The 14946-nt window shown below is 70.3% G+C and carries 16 protein-coding genes and 1 pseudogene; 12 read left to right on the forward strand and 5 right to left on the reverse strand.

All coding sequences use genetic code 11. The annotated features are described in order from the left end of the window. Positions 1-94: 94 nt before the first annotated feature. Positions 95-766, reverse strand: a complete 672-nt coding sequence (locus ACLF3M_RS03160; protein WP_430655385.1) for a LuxR C-terminal-related transcriptional regulator — start codon at positions 764-766, stop codon at positions 95-97. Between the two features lie 1413 nt (positions 767-2179). Next, a pseudogene (locus ACLF3M_RS03165) lies at positions 2180-2422 on the reverse strand (integrase core domain-containing protein); the annotation flags it as partial. A gap of 295 nt (positions 2423-2717) precedes the next feature. Here ACLF3M_RS03165 and ACLF3M_RS03170 point away from each other — a divergent pair. From ACLF3M_RS03170 to ACLF3M_RS03210, 9 genes are all read left to right on the forward strand, one after another. Continuing rightward, a complete protein-coding gene (locus ACLF3M_RS03170; protein WP_430655386.1) occupies positions 2718-2924 on the forward strand; it encodes a cold-shock protein in 207 nt (68 codons plus the stop codon). Further along, positions 2924-3163, forward strand: a complete 240-nt coding sequence (locus tag ACLF3M_RS03175; RefSeq protein WP_430655387.1) for a hypothetical protein — start codon at positions 2924-2926, stop codon at positions 3161-3163. The genes ACLF3M_RS03170 and ACLF3M_RS03175 overlap by 1 nt, the downstream gene beginning before the upstream one ends. Positions 3164-3212: 49 nt before the next feature. Further along, entirely contained in the window at positions 3213-3536 is a 324-nt protein-coding gene (locus tag ACLF3M_RS03180) for a DUF1488 family protein (RefSeq protein WP_430655388.1), read from the forward strand. Next, positions 3533-3709, forward strand: coding sequence for a hypothetical protein (locus ACLF3M_RS03185; protein ID WP_430655389.1), 177 nt, complete (start codon positions 3533-3535; stop codon positions 3707-3709). The genes ACLF3M_RS03180 and ACLF3M_RS03185 overlap by 4 nt, the downstream gene beginning before the upstream one ends. A gap of 140 nt (positions 3710-3849) precedes the next feature. Beyond that, the gene (locus tag ACLF3M_RS03190; RefSeq protein ID WP_430655390.1) at positions 3850-5454 is read left to right on the forward strand and encodes a PAS domain-containing protein; all 1605 of its coding nucleotides are present in this window, start codon (positions 3850-3852) and stop codon (positions 5452-5454) included. Positions 5455-5642: 188 nt separating this feature from the next. Continuing rightward, positions 5643-8804 (forward strand): chemotaxis protein CheB, encoded by a 3162-nt coding sequence (locus tag ACLF3M_RS03195; protein ID WP_430655391.1) that lies wholly within the window; start codon positions 5643-5645, stop codon positions 8802-8804. A gap of 138 nt (positions 8805-8942) precedes the next feature. Next, on the forward strand, positions 8943-9548 hold the full coding sequence (locus ACLF3M_RS03200; protein WP_430655392.1) for a sigma-70 family RNA polymerase sigma factor: 606 nt from the start codon (positions 8943-8945) through the stop codon (positions 9546-9548). Beyond that, on the forward strand, positions 9542-9823 hold the full coding sequence (locus ACLF3M_RS03205) for a hypothetical protein (protein ID WP_430655393.1): 282 nt from the start codon (positions 9542-9544) through the stop codon (positions 9821-9823). The genes ACLF3M_RS03200 and ACLF3M_RS03205 overlap by 7 nt, the downstream gene beginning before the upstream one ends. Before the next feature lie 55 nt (positions 9824-9878). Further along, complete coding sequence (locus ACLF3M_RS03210; RefSeq protein WP_430655394.1) at positions 9879-10040, forward strand: hypothetical protein; 162 nt, start codon at positions 9879-9881, stop codon at positions 10038-10040. A 32-nt stretch (positions 10041-10072) separates the two neighbouring features. On the opposite strand, the gene ACLF3M_RS03215 is transcribed toward ACLF3M_RS03210, so the two are convergent. After that, positions 10073-11116 (reverse strand): fatty acid desaturase, encoded by a 1044-nt coding sequence (locus tag ACLF3M_RS03215; RefSeq protein ID WP_430655395.1) that lies wholly within the window; start codon positions 11114-11116, stop codon positions 10073-10075. A gap of 30 nt (positions 11117-11146) precedes the next feature. Continuing rightward, the gene (locus tag ACLF3M_RS03220) at positions 11147-11692 is read right to left on the reverse strand and encodes a YsnF/AvaK domain-containing protein (protein WP_430655396.1); all 546 of its coding nucleotides are present in this window, start codon (positions 11690-11692) and stop codon (positions 11147-11149) included. Positions 11693-11867: 175 nt separating this feature from the next. Between ACLF3M_RS03220 and ACLF3M_RS03225 the strand changes: the two genes are divergently transcribed. The 3 genes from ACLF3M_RS03225 to ACLF3M_RS03235 all read left to right on the forward strand — a co-directional run bounded on the left by ACLF3M_RS03225 (position 11868) and on the right by ACLF3M_RS03235 (position 14072). Then, positions 11868-12782, forward strand: a complete 915-nt coding sequence (locus tag ACLF3M_RS03225; protein WP_430655397.1) for a hypothetical protein — start codon at positions 11868-11870, stop codon at positions 12780-12782. 34 nt (positions 12783-12816) lie between these two features. Continuing rightward, the gene (locus ACLF3M_RS03230) at positions 12817-13020 is read left to right on the forward strand and encodes a hypothetical protein (protein ID WP_430655398.1); all 204 of its coding nucleotides are present in this window, start codon (positions 12817-12819) and stop codon (positions 13018-13020) included. 125 nt (positions 13021-13145) lie between these two features. After that, positions 13146-14072 carry a LysR family transcriptional regulator gene (locus ACLF3M_RS03235; RefSeq protein WP_430655477.1) on the forward strand — a complete coding sequence of 309 codons (927 nt, stop codon included), beginning with the start codon at positions 13146-13148 and terminating at the stop codon, positions 14070-14072. Here ACLF3M_RS03235 and ACLF3M_RS03240 read toward each other — a convergent pair. Further along, positions 14069-14521: an OsmC family protein gene (locus tag ACLF3M_RS03240; RefSeq protein ID WP_430655399.1), complete on the reverse strand. Its 453-nt coding sequence runs from the start codon at positions 14519-14521 to the stop codon at positions 14069-14071. The genes ACLF3M_RS03235 and ACLF3M_RS03240 overlap by 4 nt on opposite strands. Positions 14522-14946 lie beyond the last annotated feature (425 nt).

Here is a 14946-nt window from a genome sequence, read left to right on the forward strand (position 1 = left end):
CCGGACGGCCCGCGCCGCTCCGCGCAGGACTTCAGCATGCGACCGTGACGGCGCGGATCTCTTGAAGAAATCCAGCGTGCGGGCTGGCGACCCGCTAGCGCGGGGTGGCCTGGTCGAAGCCGAGACCGTTTGCCTTGGCCCACATCGCCGCTTCCGTACGATTCCTGGCCTTCAACTTCCGCAGGATGCGTTTCATGTGGACTTTCACGGTCGCCTCGCTGACGCCGATCTGGCGAGCGATGATCTTGTTCGAACTGCCTGCGCTCAAGGAGCGAAGCACGTCCACCTCGCGCGGCGAGAGATGGGAGAACTCGCTGGCACAGAGCCCGCCGCCGGGAATCGAGATATGAGCACTCCCGAGTGTCGAGTTTCGAGGTATCCCGAGCATCAGCCTCTCCCCGAGAGCAATCATGTCGAGAGCCTTAATGAGAGCCTGCGCATCTATGTTGCGTACCATCAACCCGTCAAGGAACGACCAGATTTGCGATACCTCATAGGCGGTGACGGAATCGACAAGAGCCACAATTTTTGCTTTCGGCATACGTGCGCGGATGCCCTCCATTTGTTCGGAGCAATCCGCCAGGTAAGTCGCAGGAAGAGAAACCATTAATATGTCTGCTATCTTACCAAGTTCAGATTCGCAAAAATCATCTAAGCTTCTAGTACAATAGAAAATATCGTAGCCTGCATCAACCAAGACATGCTTGATGCCTTCTAGGAATATTGGAGTAGGTTCGACGATTGCTATGCGGGTCTTGTCGTTCATACGACCCTCCTAATTTAGTATAGATCAAAATATTCGATTCTTATTGATTGGTCGGTATTCGTACCGGAATCGTCTAATAGACGTGCGCCTGATTGACATATTCCTGGATTCATTAGGCTCCCGCAAGTGACTAGCGCCACGATCCGGTCACTTATGTGTCAAAATACCTCATTCGATTGAAAACATTTGCTTCGACAAAACCGGCAGTTTGTTAGTTTCCGTTCGTCCGGTAGCATTCGAGGAACTGCTGGAAAATCCAATCTTGACCGGCGTGTAGGGTTGAGGGGCTCTCGCCCCTAATCGAGCAACGCCGCTGTCACTGACAACAGGCTGCCACTTGCGAAGCTGCTGGCGAAAAGCAGAAGGCAGCCTTGACCTTAATGCACTTAAGCCTGCGCAGCGTCGCCGAGGCGGTGCTGCGGATGCTTATGGTCGCCAACGTGGAGGGCCCGTTGGGCGCCGGGTAGCACGAGCGCGTCGGCGAGCGGCTGAACGACCGCAAGGGCTTCCGCGGCGGCACGCGCCACACGCGGCTCGGCGCCCAGCAGCGGCGCATTTCCAAGGCCCTGGATCGGCGGGGTCTCGACGCGGTGAGTTGCCGAGTTGGTGCAGGCCATGGGCCTGCCGACGACCTCGAAGCCGTCAACGCCGCCGCGAGAACTGAATGCGGAACGCGCTCGCGCATGGCGGCAAGCCCCGGCAGTCCTTGCACTCGGCCACGCTGCGCTTAGCGTTCCAGGCGCGGTGCGAGTGGCGCTTCAACTGCGCGCCGCCTCGCCGTCTGCTCAGAACCCTGGCCAACTGGACTGGCCTGGACGAGCTTCGGATCCCCGCTCCTAGCCTTCGCTAGGTCAGCCCCATCCGCAATTCGGCGGGTGACACGCTGCGGCGTCTGGGGGCCACCACGCTGCTGCGTGTGCCGAACTGCTGTAACGCCGTCTCAAGGGCAAGGCGTAACTACCGCTGCATCCATTGCCAAAGCCTACCACCAGAGTCCCAGGCCGCTCCCTCCAATGCGGCATCGGTGGCCACGGTCAGGCGTTTATCATGGCCATTGGGCATTCAGCTTAGGGCGCTATTGATCGCGAAGGCATCCGAAACAGGTTTTTCCGGGAGGACGGGCTTATGTGGGCAGTCGCCGTAGCCCTGTTCTGCGGCCTTGGCTGGTGGCTCGTGTCGCTCGTCGCAGAAAACCCGCGGACGTGGCCTTACTTGGCCGCTTATCTCGTGCTCGGGCCGGCTCTCATGTTCACCTGGGGACGGCTAGAAGAGCGGCTGGGCATCGCGGCTGCCGCGCGGCCGGACGAGGAGGTGACGGCAAGCGACACCGCAGCTGCCAAGCGCCCAGTCCAAAGCCGCGTTGAAGTTGCCCCGCTTCCGTGGACGGTTAGCGGGTAGGGATCTGTTGTTTTCGGCCATGGCTCTGGCTTCGTGTTCGATGGGCGAGAGGTAGCCCAGGGCCGAGTGGCGCTTGGTGGGGTTGTAGAAGCCCTCGATGAAAGCGAACACCGCCATCCGCGCCACGGCCTGGGAGCGGAAGCTGCGGCGGTCCAGCAGCTCGCACTCGAGGGTGGCGGAGAAAGCCTCGGCCATGGCGTTGTCGTAGGCATCGCCGACCGAACCGGTGGAGGGGCGGACGCCCGCTTCCTTGCACCTGGCCATCGGAGGGCGTCCGTCGTTCGACCTCGGCCAGAACGGCATTTCAGCGTCGGCGCGCCTCGAGGCCTCGGCCCTCTCCGCCAGGTCCTTCCGCCATGCGGCAACACGGCTTCGTCATCCTCAATCGCTCGTAGAACGGACGGCGACATCCCACATCTGAACAGTCAACCCGTGCGGTCCTTGGCCCTGCCCGACGCGCCTCTGCGGAGCGCGGGCCTGGTGTTCGATCATCGGCAGGCTGATTCGGCGCGCGAGAGCGCGCGCCGAGGCCTCTCGTTCATCGGAACATCCCATGCAGACCGGCACCGTGAAGTGGTTCAACTCGACCAAGGGCTACGGCTTCATCCAACCCGAGGACGGCTCGGGCGACGTGTTCGTCCATGCGTCGGAGGTGGAACGGGCCGGGCTCGGCACCCTCAGCGAAGGCCAGAAGATCGGGTTCGAGGTCGAGCAGGGACGGCAGGGCAAGACCTCCGCCGTCCAGCTGCAGCGCGCGTGATGACGCTCGCGCCCGGCCGCTCGCGGATCGGCCCGCACGAATTCGCCGTCGGCCAGGACGTCGAGTTCATGCCTTCCGTCTTCGACCGCAACATCCCGCGCGGTGGCTATGTCGTCACGCGTGCCCTGCCGGGCGACGACGACGGCAGGACTTACCGCGCCCGCAGCAGCACCGACGGGCTGGAGAGGGTGTTCCGCGAAGCGCAGCTCAAGGCGGGCCGGGCCTTCTTCCGGGCCTGACGACCTTGCCCGCCGACCGGCAACGGCGCGTCGAAGAAGGAGCAGGGACATGACGGCGGTTCCGGCCACCGCACCGCGGCACGCCCGATGGGATGGGCGCCGCGTGCTGTTCGAGGTGCGCCACGACGGGGCGGAACTGCCCTGCGCGATATCGCCGGACGCGCTGCGCGACCTGTCCGCGTCGCGCTGCTTCAAGCCGGCGGACCTGCTGCGCGTCTTCGCCGCCCATCGCATCCCGGTCGAGGCGATGGTCCTGAACAAGCTCCGGAGGCGAAGGTCGGCCATGCAGGGCCCGCTGATGCTCTGGTCGGGCGACATCGAGGAATTCGGCCCGGCCGCGCCGGCCGTTGCCGACCCGCCGGCCCTCGCATGATCCTCACCCTCGTCCACCGGCTGCTCGGGCGGCTGCGCTACCGTCGCCGCTGGGGCCTGGCCGCCAGGACCGCGCGACAGGACGCCGCGCGCGCGATCCATCGCCACGACAGCCAGGCGGCGCCGGCCGGACGGCCCCTTGCGCCGGCGACGACGCCGCGTCGGGCCGCCTGACCGCGGCGGCTCGCCCTTCGCAGGGCTCACCGCAAACTTCTCCGGCATCGCCGGCTTTTCCGCCTCTCGGGCCCATGGCCGGAAAGAGCCGGGGCGGTCCTGGCACGTTGGCCAATGACACAGGAACGGCACCCGGCTTCATGGCGGATCGAGGCGCAGGCGACACCCGGGCGCTGCCGGGCGACGCGCCGGCGGGCCTCAGCGAGCGTGGCAGCCTGCTGGCCGCCGCCGCGGCGTCGACCCGCATGGCCATGGTGGTGACCGACGCGCGGCGGCCCGACCACCCCATCGTCTTCGCCAACGAGGCCTTTCTCGACCTGACCGGCTATGACGAGGCCGAGGTGCTGGGGCGGAACTGCCGCTTCCTGCAATGTCCCTCGACCGATGCCGGGACCATCCGGCAACTACGCGACGCGCTGGCCGCCGAGCGTCCGGTCGCGGTCGAGATCCTCAACCGCCGCCGCGACGGGTCGCTGTTCTGGAACGCGCTGTTCGTCGCACCCGTCTTCGGCGCCGACGGCAGGGCGGAGTGCTTCTTCGCGTCCCAGGTCGATGTCACGCCCCGCCATCAGGCCGACGATGAACAGCACAAGGCGCAGCGGCTGGACGCGGTGGCCCAGCTCGCGGCCGGGCTGGCGCACGACTTCAATAACGCCCTCCATGTCGTGCTCGGCAACCTCGGGCGTGCGGAGACGCGGCTCGCCGATGAGCAGGAGGTGCGGCGGGCGCTGGACCGCGCCCGCCGCGGCGGCGAGCACGTCGCGGCACTGACCCGCCAGCTCCTGGCCTTCGCGCGGCGCTCGCGCCTGCAGCCTCGGGCGGTGTCGCTCAACGCCGTGCTGTCGGATTGCAACGACGCCTTTGCGCGCGCCGTCGGCGCGACGGTGGACCTGCGCTACGACCTCGACCCCGCGCTGCCATGGTGCATGGCGGATCCGGCGCAGCTCGAGGCCGCGCTGCTGAACCTGCTGTCGAATGCGCGCGACGCGACGGCGTCGGGCGGGCGGGTGACGATACGGACGCGCGCCACCATCATCGGGCCACGCGAGACCCTGACCGCGGGCTCGGCGGCCAGGCCAGGCCCCTATGTCATGCTCTCGGTCGAGGACGAGGGCCGGGGCATGGAGCCCGAAATCCTCGAGCGCGCCGTCGAGCCCTTCTTCACGACGAAGCCCGGCCGCGGCATCGGCCTGGGGCTTGCCACGGTGCACGGCTTCGGGCGGCAGTCCGGCGGCTTCATCGAGATCGACAGCGCGGCCGGTCATGGCACGCAGGTCCGCCTGTTCCTGCCGGCGCTGCCTGGGACCGACGTCCAGCAATCGGCGGAGCCGACGGTGCCGCCCGGACCGGCGGAAGCGCGATGCGGCATCCTCGTCGTCGACGACACCGAGGACGTACTCGACCTTGCCGTCCATCATCTCGCCACGCGCGGCTACGAGGTCCTCGCCGCGCGCAGCGGGGAGGAGGCGCTCGCGCTGCTCCATGCCGCCGGTGGCGCTGGAGTGAAACTGCTGTTCACGGACATCGCGATGCCGGGCGGGATGAACGGCCTCATGCTCGCGCAGCAGGCGCGCGCGGCCCTGCCGGGGCTGCGCGTGCTTTTCGCCACGGGCTACAGCGAGGATCTCGCGACCGGAGGGCCGGCGCTGCCGGGCGCCGCCGTCCTGGCGAAGCCCTATGCCGAAGCGGAACTCGCCGCGGCCGTCGAGCAGGCCCTGCGGGAGCACCAGGACGCCGTCGGATAGCCGACCAACGAAGCGCGCATCACGGAACGGTCCACGCCGCGCTGCCGGCTGCATGCAACGCTGGCTGTTGCCGCCGCCGGGGTGTAGACATTGCGCAGACGTTGAGGCGAGAGCGGCGCACCGGGTGATGCCGCCCGCCTCCGCAGCGATCGGCCGGCTCCACGCACGCACCACATCGGAGGGCATCGATGCCCGCGGCTGAACGCTTCCCCATCGTCGGGATCGGGGCATCCGCCGGCGGCGTCGAGGCGCTGCAGGCCTTCTTCCGCGCCATGCCGGACCCGCCTCCCGCCATGGCCTTCGTCGTGGTCACGCATCTCGGGGCGAACCAGGAAAGCGCGCTGCCGACCATCGTGCAGAACTGCACCGCCATGCCGGTCCACCCGATGCAGGACGGCGACGCGCTGCGGCCGGGCAACGCCTATGTCGCGCCGCGCGATGCCCTCATCACGCTCGCCCACGGGCGGCTCGTGCTGCGGCCGCAGGCCGACGCCGCGGCGCGGGAGCGCCAGCTGGTGGATCTCTTCTTCTCGTCGCTGGCGACCGACCGCGGCGAGGAGGCGATCGGCGTCATCCTGTCCGGCAACGGCAGCGACGGCAGCCTGGGCCTCAAGGCCATCAAGCAGGCCGGCGGGCTGACCATGGCGCAGGGGTCCAACGGCTCCGCGCCGCGCTATCCCGGCATGCCGAGCAGCGCGGTCGCCGCCGGCGCGGTGGACCTCGTCATCCCGGTCGAGGCCATGCCGGCCCGGCTCGCCGCCCTCCTCGGCCAGCCGGGCGAGCTGGGCAGCAGCGACGCCATCGCGGGCGACCTTTCGCGGACGCAGCAGGTCATCAGCGACATCCTGCGCAACAACACCGGCCACGACTTCTCGGGCTACAAGGACAAGACCTTCTTCCGTCGCGTGCAGCGCCGCATGCAGGCCACGGGCGTCGCCGACCTGCCGGCCTATCTCACCTTCCTGCAACGCGACGCGGAGGAGGCGGGACGGCTGTTCCACGACCTGCTGATCAGCGTCACCGGCTTCTTCCGCGACGCCGAAGCCTTCGAGGCGCTCGAGACGCAGGTGATGCAGCCGCTCTTCGCCGGCCGCGGCGCGGACGACACGGTCCGCATCTGGGTCCCGGGATGCGCGACCGGGGAGGAGGCCTATTCGCTTGCGATCCTCGCGCAGGAGCAGATGGCGAAGAGCCGCGCGCCGCCGCGGGTGCAGATCTTCGCGACCGACATCGACGAGGCCGCGCTCGCCATCGCGCGCCTCGGCCGCTATCCGAAGTCGATGATGGAAGGGGTCTCCGCCGAACGGCTGGCACGGTTCTTCTTCCGCGATGGCGCGCTCCAGACGATCAGGCCGACGACGCGCGAGCTCTGCGTCTTCTCCAGCCACAGCATCATCCGCGACGCCCCCTTCTCCCGCATCGACCTGGTGTCCTGCCGGAACATGCTGATCTACATGGGCGGCCGCCTGCAGGAACAGGTGATGCCGCTGTTCCACTACGCGCTGCGGCCTTCGGGCTTCCTGTTCCTCGGCGTGGCGGAATCCGTCACCCGCCATGCCGGGCTGTTCGCGCCGGTGGACAAGGCGCACCGGATCTTCCGCCGGCGCGACGGCGCGGCGGCCGAAGGGGTGCTACGGCTGCAGCCCGCCTCGCTCGCCATCCGCCGCCACTGGCCGCCGCCGGCGCCGCCGAGGCCGCCGCGCGCCGGCGGCGTCGCCGAACTCCAGCAGGCCGCCTCCGCCTTCGCGGCCGAGCTGTTCGCGCCGCCGCACCTGCTGGTGAACGCCGACGGCAACGTCGTGCACCAGTCCGCCGGGCTGTCGCGCTACCTGGAACTGCCGGCCGGCGCGCCGAGCCACCAGCTCGCTTCCCTCGCGCGCCGCGGTCTCCGGCCGGAGCTGCGCGCGGCGCTGCGCGAGGCGGTCGAGACGCAGCGGCGCGTGGTGCGCCCGCGCGTCGTCTTCGAGCTCGACGGCGTGCCGCTCTCGATCGCGCTGACGGTCGCACCCCTGCCCCGGCCGGAGGGGGCGGACGCGCTCTACCTCGTGGCCTTCGCCGAGAACCCGGCCGCGCCGGAGGAGATGCCCGACCCCGCTGACTCGGCGCCGCGCGAACGCGTGGTGGAGCAGCTCGAGGCCGAGCTGCGGGAGACGCGGGAGCGCCTGCAATCCATGGCGGAGGAATACGAGACCGCCACCGAGGAGCTGAAATCGGCCAACGAGGAGATGGTCTCGGTCAACGAGGAGCTGCAATCCATCAACGAGGAGCTCGAGACCTCGAAGGAGGAGCTGCAGTCCGTGAACGAGGAGCTGCGCGCGAGCAACCTCGAACTGTCGGGCAAGATAGAGGAGCTGGACCGCGCCAATGCCGACCTGCGCAACCTGTTCGACAGCACGCAGGTCGCGACGGTCTTCCTCGACCGCAACCTCGGGATCCGCAACTTCACCCCGGCGGTCACCGCGATCTTCGACCTGGTGGAGGCGGATCGGGGCCGGCCGCTCAGCAGCTTCGCCTCGCACCTCGACGGCGTGGACGTCGCGCGGGAGGCGCTGCGGGTGATGGAGGCGCGGTCGCCGACCGAGCGGCGCGTCACCGCGCAGAACGGCGCATCCCACCACCTCATGCGCATCCTGCCCTACACCACCGGCGCCGGCGCGGTGGACGGGGCGGTGGTGACCTTCTTCGACGTCACCAAGGTGGTCGAGGGCGAGATCCTCGGCAGCCTCGTGGACGAGCTGAACCACCGCGTCCGCAACATGCTGCAGGTGGTCTCGGCGGTCGCGAGCCACACCCTCCGCCGCGCCTCGAGCCTCGAGGATTTCGGCGTCGTCTTCTCTGGCCGGATCCGGGCGCTGGCCCGCGCGCATGAGCTCGTCTCGATCGGCGGATGGGCGGAAGTCCCGCTGGCCGACCTCATCAGGAAGGAGCTCGAGCCCTATGCACCGGCGGCCGACCGCCTGACGACGGTCGGATCGCCGGTCCAGCTCAGGCCCAAGGCCGCGCTCGCGCTCGGCATGGTGCTGCATGAACTCGCCACCAACGCGGCCAAGCACGGGTCGTTGTCCACCGACGGCGGAAAGGTCACCATCGCCTGGTCGGAGGAGATCCAGGACGGCAAGCGGTCCTTCGTCCTGCGCTGGACCGAGACCGGCGGGCCGAGGCCGGACCCCGCCCCGACGCGCCAGGGCTTCGGCTCGGAGCTGATCGAGCGCGAGATCCGACACGATCTCGGCGGAACGGTCGAGATCACCTGCCCCGAGGCGGGGCTCGTTGCCCTTCTCGTCCTGCCGCGGAGCGTTCTTGCGCAATCGACGAGGCTGCAGCGGCCGCTCGAACCTCCGCCGCGCTGAACGGCAGCACGCGGAGGGCGATGCCGCTCCTGCCAGAGCGCCCTTGCCGCCGCGTCGGCAAAGGCGCCTCGCGCATGCGTGCTGAACTTCGTGGAATGGGCGCACCTGCTGCCGTGTCGCAGAGTGTATACACTATGAATGAAAACCCACTTCGACGATTTCGACAGTCAGCTGATCGCCCTTCTGCCGCGGCTGCGTATCCAGGCGCTGGCGCTGACCCGCAACCCGAGCGCGGCGTCCGATCTGGTCCAGGACGCCATCTTCAACGCGCTGGCCGCACGCGACAGCTTCACGCTGGGCACCAACTTCCCGGCCTGGATGCACCGGATCCTGCGCAACCGCTTCATCAGCGACACGCGCAAGCGCCGGCCCTCGTCCGACCTGGACGCCGTGCCGGAGGCGCTCCTCGCCACGCCAGCCGCGCATGAGGACATGCTGGTGCTGAAGGAGCTTCACGTCGCGCTCGGCCGCCTTCCCGCGGTTCAGCGCGAGACGCTCTTCATGATCGTCCTGCACGGCATGTCCTACGAGCAGGTCGCCGCGATGACGGGCTGCGCCGTCGGCACCGCGAAGAGCCGCGTCTTCCGCGCGCGCCAGCAGCTCCAGCTCTGGCTCACCGGCGAGACGCCGGGTGCCGTCGCCCGGAGTGAGACCCTGTTCGGCAATGCCGGGGACGTGCCGTCCGCCGCATCGAAGCTCTCGCCAGCCGATCCCATCCGCATCACGGGAGGCGCACCATGCTGACCCGAAGCCAGCGCACCACGCTCGTCTTCCGGCATCCCTTCGTCCTGAAGGGCCTCGACCGCCCGCAGCCTGCCGGCACCTACGACATCGAGACGGAGGAGGAGCTGCTGGAAGGCTTGTCCTTCCCGGCCTACCGCCGCGTCTCGACGACGATGACGCGGCGGATGGCGGCCTCAGGCGCCGTTCTGCAGGCCCAGGTGATCGATCCGGCCGAGCTGGAGAAGGCCATCGCCGCGGACCGGGATCAAGCGGCGGACATTACGCCGCCCCTGTGACCGGGCGCGGCGCCGACGTCGCCCTGCTTGCACCACACGACCAGACGAGGCCGCCATGACGATGACCCCCACCGTGTCCGCAGCCTTCGTCTCGGAGCACCGCTTCCGGCTGACGCTCGGCGCCTGCCTCCTCGCCCTCGCGCTGATGCTGGGCGTCATCCATTTGACCGTGGGCCTCGGCCCGCCCTGGGGCGGCCCGGCATTTCTGCCGACATGACGTGATGGGCCGGCGATGCGGTCTCTGCCGCGTCAGGGCGCCACGGCGCGCTCGGCGTCGCCGAAACGCACCATCCGGCCCGCCGCCTCGTCCCACAGCGCGTATCGCGATGCCCGCAGCCCCTCGCGCAGACCGAGGACACGCGCCGTCGTGAAGGCCGGGTGGGCGTTGTGGCACGCCTCGAGCCGGTAGTTCGGGATGCGCGGCGCGAGGTGATGGACATGGTGGTAGCCGATGCTGCCCGTCAGCCATTGCAGCGGGCGCGGCAGCCGCAGGAAGGAGCTTCCCTCGAGCGCCGCCGTGACGGGATCCCATGCCTCGTGACGCGCCCAGCGCGCGCCGTCGAAGTGATGCTGCAGCGAGAACAGCACGACGCCGGCGATGCTGGCCGGGACCATGACCGCCAGCAGCACCAGCAGCACCGGCACGAAGCCGAGCGCCAGGCCGAGCCCGCCATGCAGGGCGAGCAGGCCGAGATTGGTGAGGTGCACGCTGCGCCGCTCCGCCCGCCACGAAGCGGGCGTGTCGAAGGGAACGCGGTACACCGCCAGGAAGATCAGCGGCGGCAGCAGCACCAGCGTCACCACGGGATGCCGCGTCAGGCGGTGCCAGCGCCGCGACCAGCGCGGCAAGGCGCGGTACTCCGCGACGGTCAGGCAGGTGGAGTAGAGATCGCTGCCGCGGCCCTCGCGCCGGTCCAGGTCGTTCCATGTGCCGTGGTGCTGCGCATGCTGCCGACGCCAATGGGCGTATGGCGTCAGGGTGAGCAGGCCGCAGAGCCGGCCGACCACGTCGTTGGCACGCCGCGAGGCCAGGAAGGAGCCGTGCCCGCAATCGTGCTGGACGATGAAGGTCCGCACCGTCAGCGCGGCGGCGGGCAGGGCGAGCAGCGCCACCACCCACCACCAGCCGACCGCCACCGCGGCGTGCATCATCGCGATCATCATCAGCAGCGGCAGGATCGTCGTGGCGATCTGGAACAGGGCGATGCGCCCGGTGGGACGCTGGAACCCGAGCGCCACGGCCCGCAGTTCCGCAGCGGCGCCGGGGGCGCGGCCGGCCGGCGGCGCCTCCATCTCGCGTTGCGCTGACGCACCCAAGTTCGGCTACCGGCGCAGGCCGGTGGTCGCAGGCCTGGCGGGCGTCTCCCCAGCCGCCTGCGGCGGCGCGGGCATGCCCTCGCCGGTCGCCCGGTCGTCCTCGAACTCCTCCTCGGTGCGGCGCAGCGCATCGCGGACCCTTTCGGGCACGGCCTGCGATCCCGGCGGCAGGCACTCGACCGTCGCGGCCTGGCTGTGCAGGGCGACGGTCGTCTCCACGCTTTCGGTGGTGGTGACGCGGCGGATGCGGATCTCCTCCTTCAGGACGATCCGCCGCTCAGTGACGAGGATCTCCTCCAGCACGGGCACGACGATGACGGCCCCGTCCTCCTCCTCGCGGATGCCGGGCGCCTCGTTCACGACGCGGCCGATTGCGATGCGCTGGACCTCGGCACGCTGGTGCTGCACCGGCGCGCGCAGCGTCCTGTCCTCGGTCGTGGTCGCGAAATGCACGCGCACATGCCCTGCCTCCACCTCGCAGTGGCCCAAGGTGAGGTATTCCTGAAGAAGCGGGATCGCCCGGTCCGTCGCGCCGGCCCCTTGATCTGTCACCTTGCCTGCACTCCCGGCGGTATCCGGCCGCAGCTGGCCGTGTGTTCGGGTGATCAACGCGGGAGACGGCCTTCCGCAGAACCATGAAAGGCGGGCAGTGGCTATGCGCGGATCATCCGCCGCCCTGGCGGGCTCGGCGCGTTGCGATGGCCGACCATACAGGAACAGACCGACCATGAGCGCCCAGACCGAAACCATCGCTGCCGTCACACTGCCGGAAGGCGGACCCGCCCTGCCCTCCCGGATCTCCTGGGGAGCCGTGCTGGCGGGCGGCGTCATCGCCGCCGCGATCTCGGCAACCCTCAACATCCTCGGCGCAGCGATCGGCGCGACCACGGTCGATGCCGTTGCCCACGCCACGCCCGGCGCGACCAGCTTCGGCATCGGCGCCGTCGCGTGGATGGTCGTCGCCAACACGATCGCGCTCGCCGCCGGCGGCTACACGGCCGCACGCCTCTCCGGCAGCGCGGACGGCACGGATGGCGTGCTGCACGGACTGGCGGTCTGGGCGATCGCGTTCCTCGTCTCCGCCGTCCTGCTCGGCAACCTGCTTGCCGGCGTGGCGTCCACCGCGGCCTCGGCCGCGTCGGGCGTCGCCGGACGTGCCGCGAGCGGCGTGGGATCGGCCGTGTCGGCCGTCGCCGGCCAGGCAAGCCCCGAGGCCCTGCTGCAGCGCGCACAGGATACGCTGCGGGGCACCGGCAACGATCCCGGCGCAATGACGACGGAACAGCGTGGCGCCGAGATCGCGTCCCTGCTCGCGCGCCGCGCCGCGACCGGCAGCTTCCCCGACGAGGCGCGGGCACGGCTGACCGCGCTCGTCGCGGCCGAGACCGGCATACCCGCGGAGGAAGCGGCGCGTCGCGTGCGGAGCGTCGAGGACCAGGCGAACCGCGCCGCGGCCGAGACCGCGCAGCAGGCCCGCGCCGCCGCCGATGCGACCGCGCGCGCCGCCTCGATCGGGGCCTTCGGCGCCTTCGCGGCACTGCTGCTCGGCGCCATCGCCGCCGTGCTGGGCGCGCGGCGCGGCACGCGCGACCGGGTGACCGTCCAGGCGGCGTCGCCCCGCATGACCCCGCGCACGGCCTGAGCGGCGGCGCGCAATCCGGGACGGAGAGGCGACAATGGCAAGCCTTGACGATGACCTCGCCGCCCGCCTCGCGCCGCGGATCGCCGCGCTGCACGGCGCCAATGGCGGCGACTGGGCGGCAACGGCACGCGACGCGCTGGCGCTGATCCGGGAAAGCCACCGGATCGAGCCGGTCTCCGCCGCAGGCGCCCCCGACGACGGCGCGGAGACGCCCGACACGCCGCGCGAGGACGACTGAGCCCGACCAGCCGGCGCGGATCCGGGCCTGCTTCCCTCGCAGGCCCGGCAAACCGCGCCGGCGCCACTTCGTTTCACGCCTGAGCCGTCCGGCCTGCGCCGGGCGGGCAGAGATGGGCGGTGACGATGCTGGACTGGGACGATCTGCGCTTCTTCCTCGCGATCGCGCGCTTGCGGAGCCTCTCCGCGGCGGCGCGCGAGTTGCGCGTGACCCAGTCCACCGTCGGCCGGCGACTCGCCTCGCTCGAGAGCGGCCTCAGGGCCCGCCTGCTGCACCGGACGCCGGAGGGCTATGTCCCCACCCTGGCCGGAGAGGCGATCATGGGCCAGGCCGAGCGCGTCGAAGCGGAGATGCGTGCCGTCGAGAGGACGGTCGGCGGACGCGACGCGCAGCTCGAAGGCGTGGTCCGCGTGACCGCCGTCGAAACCCTCGCCAGCCATGTCCTCGCGCCGTGCATCGCGGCCCTGCAGGCGGGCAGCCCCGAGGTCGCGCTCGAACTCGTCGCCGATGTGCGCCATCTCAGCCTCTCGATGCGGGAGGCCGACATCGCCGTGCGCCTCGCGCCCTTCGAGGGACACGACCTGGTGGCGCGGCGGATCGGGACGCTGTCCTACGCCCTCTATGCGAGCCCCGCCTATCTGGAGCGCCAGGGCGAGCCGGACTTCGCGGCGGGCTGTGCCGGCCACCGCCTGGTGGCAGGGCTCGACGGCGCCGAGGTGCCGCAGGTCGCGGGCTGGCTCGCCGAGTTGGCGGCGCGCGCGACCGTCGCCCTGCGGACCGACAGCCCCGAGGCGCAGCTCCGCGCGGCCCTGTGCGGGGCGGGGATCGCCTGCCTCGCCCGGCTGCGCGGCGACGCCTTCGCGGCGCAGCTGCGGCGCATTGAGCCGCCTGGCGTTCCGGTCACCGCGGTCGGCATCTGGCTCGCCGTGCACAAGGACAATCGGCGCACGCCGCGGATCCGGCTGGTGCTGGACGCCGTCGTCGCGGCCTTCCGCGACCAAGCCGCCCTCCTGGACCCGCCGTTATCACGCGACGCCGGGAACCCTGACTAGCCCTCGGCGGGCGAGGCCAGGGCGACGGTGATCTGCGTGCCGTCGTGCAGCGTGCTCGCCACCTGCGACCGGAGCGTGGCGCGCGCGACGAGCGCCGCCAGCGCTTCCCGCGGCGCGTCGGCCGCGACATGCACGGCGACGCGGACCTCGTCGAAGCCTAGCGACGGCGGGCTCGCTTCGTCGGCCGGCGCTGCGGCCAGGTCGGCCTCCACATCGAGCGACAGGGCCGACAGCGCGATGCCTCGCACCGCCGCCTGCGCACGGATGGAGCTCGCAAGACAGGAACCGAGCGCCGCGAGCAGGACATCGAGGGGCTGCAGCGTCGGATCGGGACCGGGTAGGCCGCCCGGCTCGTCCACCGTGATCGGCGGCAGGTCGCGGATGTGGTTGGTGAGGCGGAAGCCCCCCTCGGCCACGGTGCGACAGTGGATCGTCCGCACGGCGCTCATGATCGAGACGCGAGCCATGGCGCCCGAAGCGGTTCCGGCCGGCTTGCGGGTGGCGTATCCCGGTTGTGCAAGGGCGATGTCCTTCCTCGAAGTCCCTGGGGGATCGTTGCAGGCACGCACGTCAGTCCAGTTAGTGCGCCGAAAGGCCGCCGGCGCGGCGAAACTTCGCCGAGGCGCTATGCGCGGATGCGTCACGCCTCAGAGCGCGAGCGCCGCCGCCTCCCATGCGCCGCGGACGAACTCTGCCAGCTCGCACGCGCCGTCATGCGCCCAGGAGATCATCGTCATCGTCTCGCTCCTGGGATCGGGGCTGAAGCTCGACCGGCGGCTAGGCTGGCGGTCCTGGAACATGACCTGGCGGCTGCTCGGCGTCGCGATGCCGCTCTTCGATCCCGGACATCGCGCTGATCGGCCATGCCTGGCTC

It is taken from the genome of Falsiroseomonas sp. HW251, from assembly GCF_050563545.1.
GTDB lineage: Bacteria > Pseudomonadota > Alphaproteobacteria > Acetobacterales > Acetobacteraceae > Falsiroseomonas.

Excerpts from the sequence above, each read along its gene's own strand:
- ACLF3M_RS03185 (WP_430655389.1), top strand. The coding sequence starts at position 3,533 with ATGATCCTCACCCTCGTCCACCGGCTGCTCGGGCGGCTGCGCTACCGT.
- ACLF3M_RS03160 (WP_430655385.1), bottom strand. The coding sequence starts at position 766 with ATGAACGACAAGACCCGCATAGCAATCGTCGAACCTACTCCAATATTC.
- ACLF3M_RS03190 (WP_430655390.1), top strand. The coding sequence starts at position 3,850 with ATGGCGGATCGAGGCGCAGGCGACACCCGGGCGCTGCCGGGCGACGCG.
- ACLF3M_RS03170 (WP_430655386.1), top strand. The coding sequence starts at position 2,718 with ATGCAGACCGGCACCGTGAAGTGGTTCAACTCGACCAAGGGCTACGGC.
- ACLF3M_RS03230 (WP_430655398.1), top strand. The coding sequence starts at position 12,817 with ATGGCAAGCCTTGACGATGACCTCGCCGCCCGCCTCGCGCCGCGGATC.
- ACLF3M_RS03210 (WP_430655394.1), top strand. The coding sequence starts at position 9,879 with ATGACGATGACCCCCACCGTGTCCGCAGCCTTCGTCTCGGAGCACCGC.
- ACLF3M_RS03225 (WP_430655397.1), top strand. The coding sequence starts at position 11,868 with ATGAGCGCCCAGACCGAAACCATCGCTGCCGTCACACTGCCGGAAGGC.
- ACLF3M_RS03205 (WP_430655393.1), top strand. The coding sequence starts at position 9,542 with ATGCTGACCCGAAGCCAGCGCACCACGCTCGTCTTCCGGCATCCCTTC.
- ACLF3M_RS03235 (WP_430655477.1), top strand. The coding sequence starts at position 13,146 with ATGCTGGACTGGGACGATCTGCGCTTCTTCCTCGCGATCGCGCGCTTG.
- ACLF3M_RS03200 (WP_430655392.1), top strand. The coding sequence starts at position 8,943 with ATGAAAACCCACTTCGACGATTTCGACAGTCAGCTGATCGCCCTTCTG.
- ACLF3M_RS03180 (WP_430655388.1), top strand. The coding sequence starts at position 3,213 with ATGACGGCGGTTCCGGCCACCGCACCGCGGCACGCCCGATGGGATGGG.
- ACLF3M_RS03215 (WP_430655395.1), bottom strand. The coding sequence starts at position 11,116 with ATGGAGGCGCCGCCGGCCGGCCGCGCCCCCGGCGCCGCTGCGGAACTG.
- ACLF3M_RS03175 (WP_430655387.1), top strand. The coding sequence starts at position 2,924 with ATGACGCTCGCGCCCGGCCGCTCGCGGATCGGCCCGCACGAATTCGCC.
- ACLF3M_RS03195 (WP_430655391.1), top strand. The coding sequence starts at position 5,643 with ATGCCCGCGGCTGAACGCTTCCCCATCGTCGGGATCGGGGCATCCGCC.
- ACLF3M_RS03240 (WP_430655399.1), bottom strand. The coding sequence starts at position 14,521 with ATGAGCGCCGTGCGGACGATCCACTGTCGCACCGTGGCCGAGGGGGGC.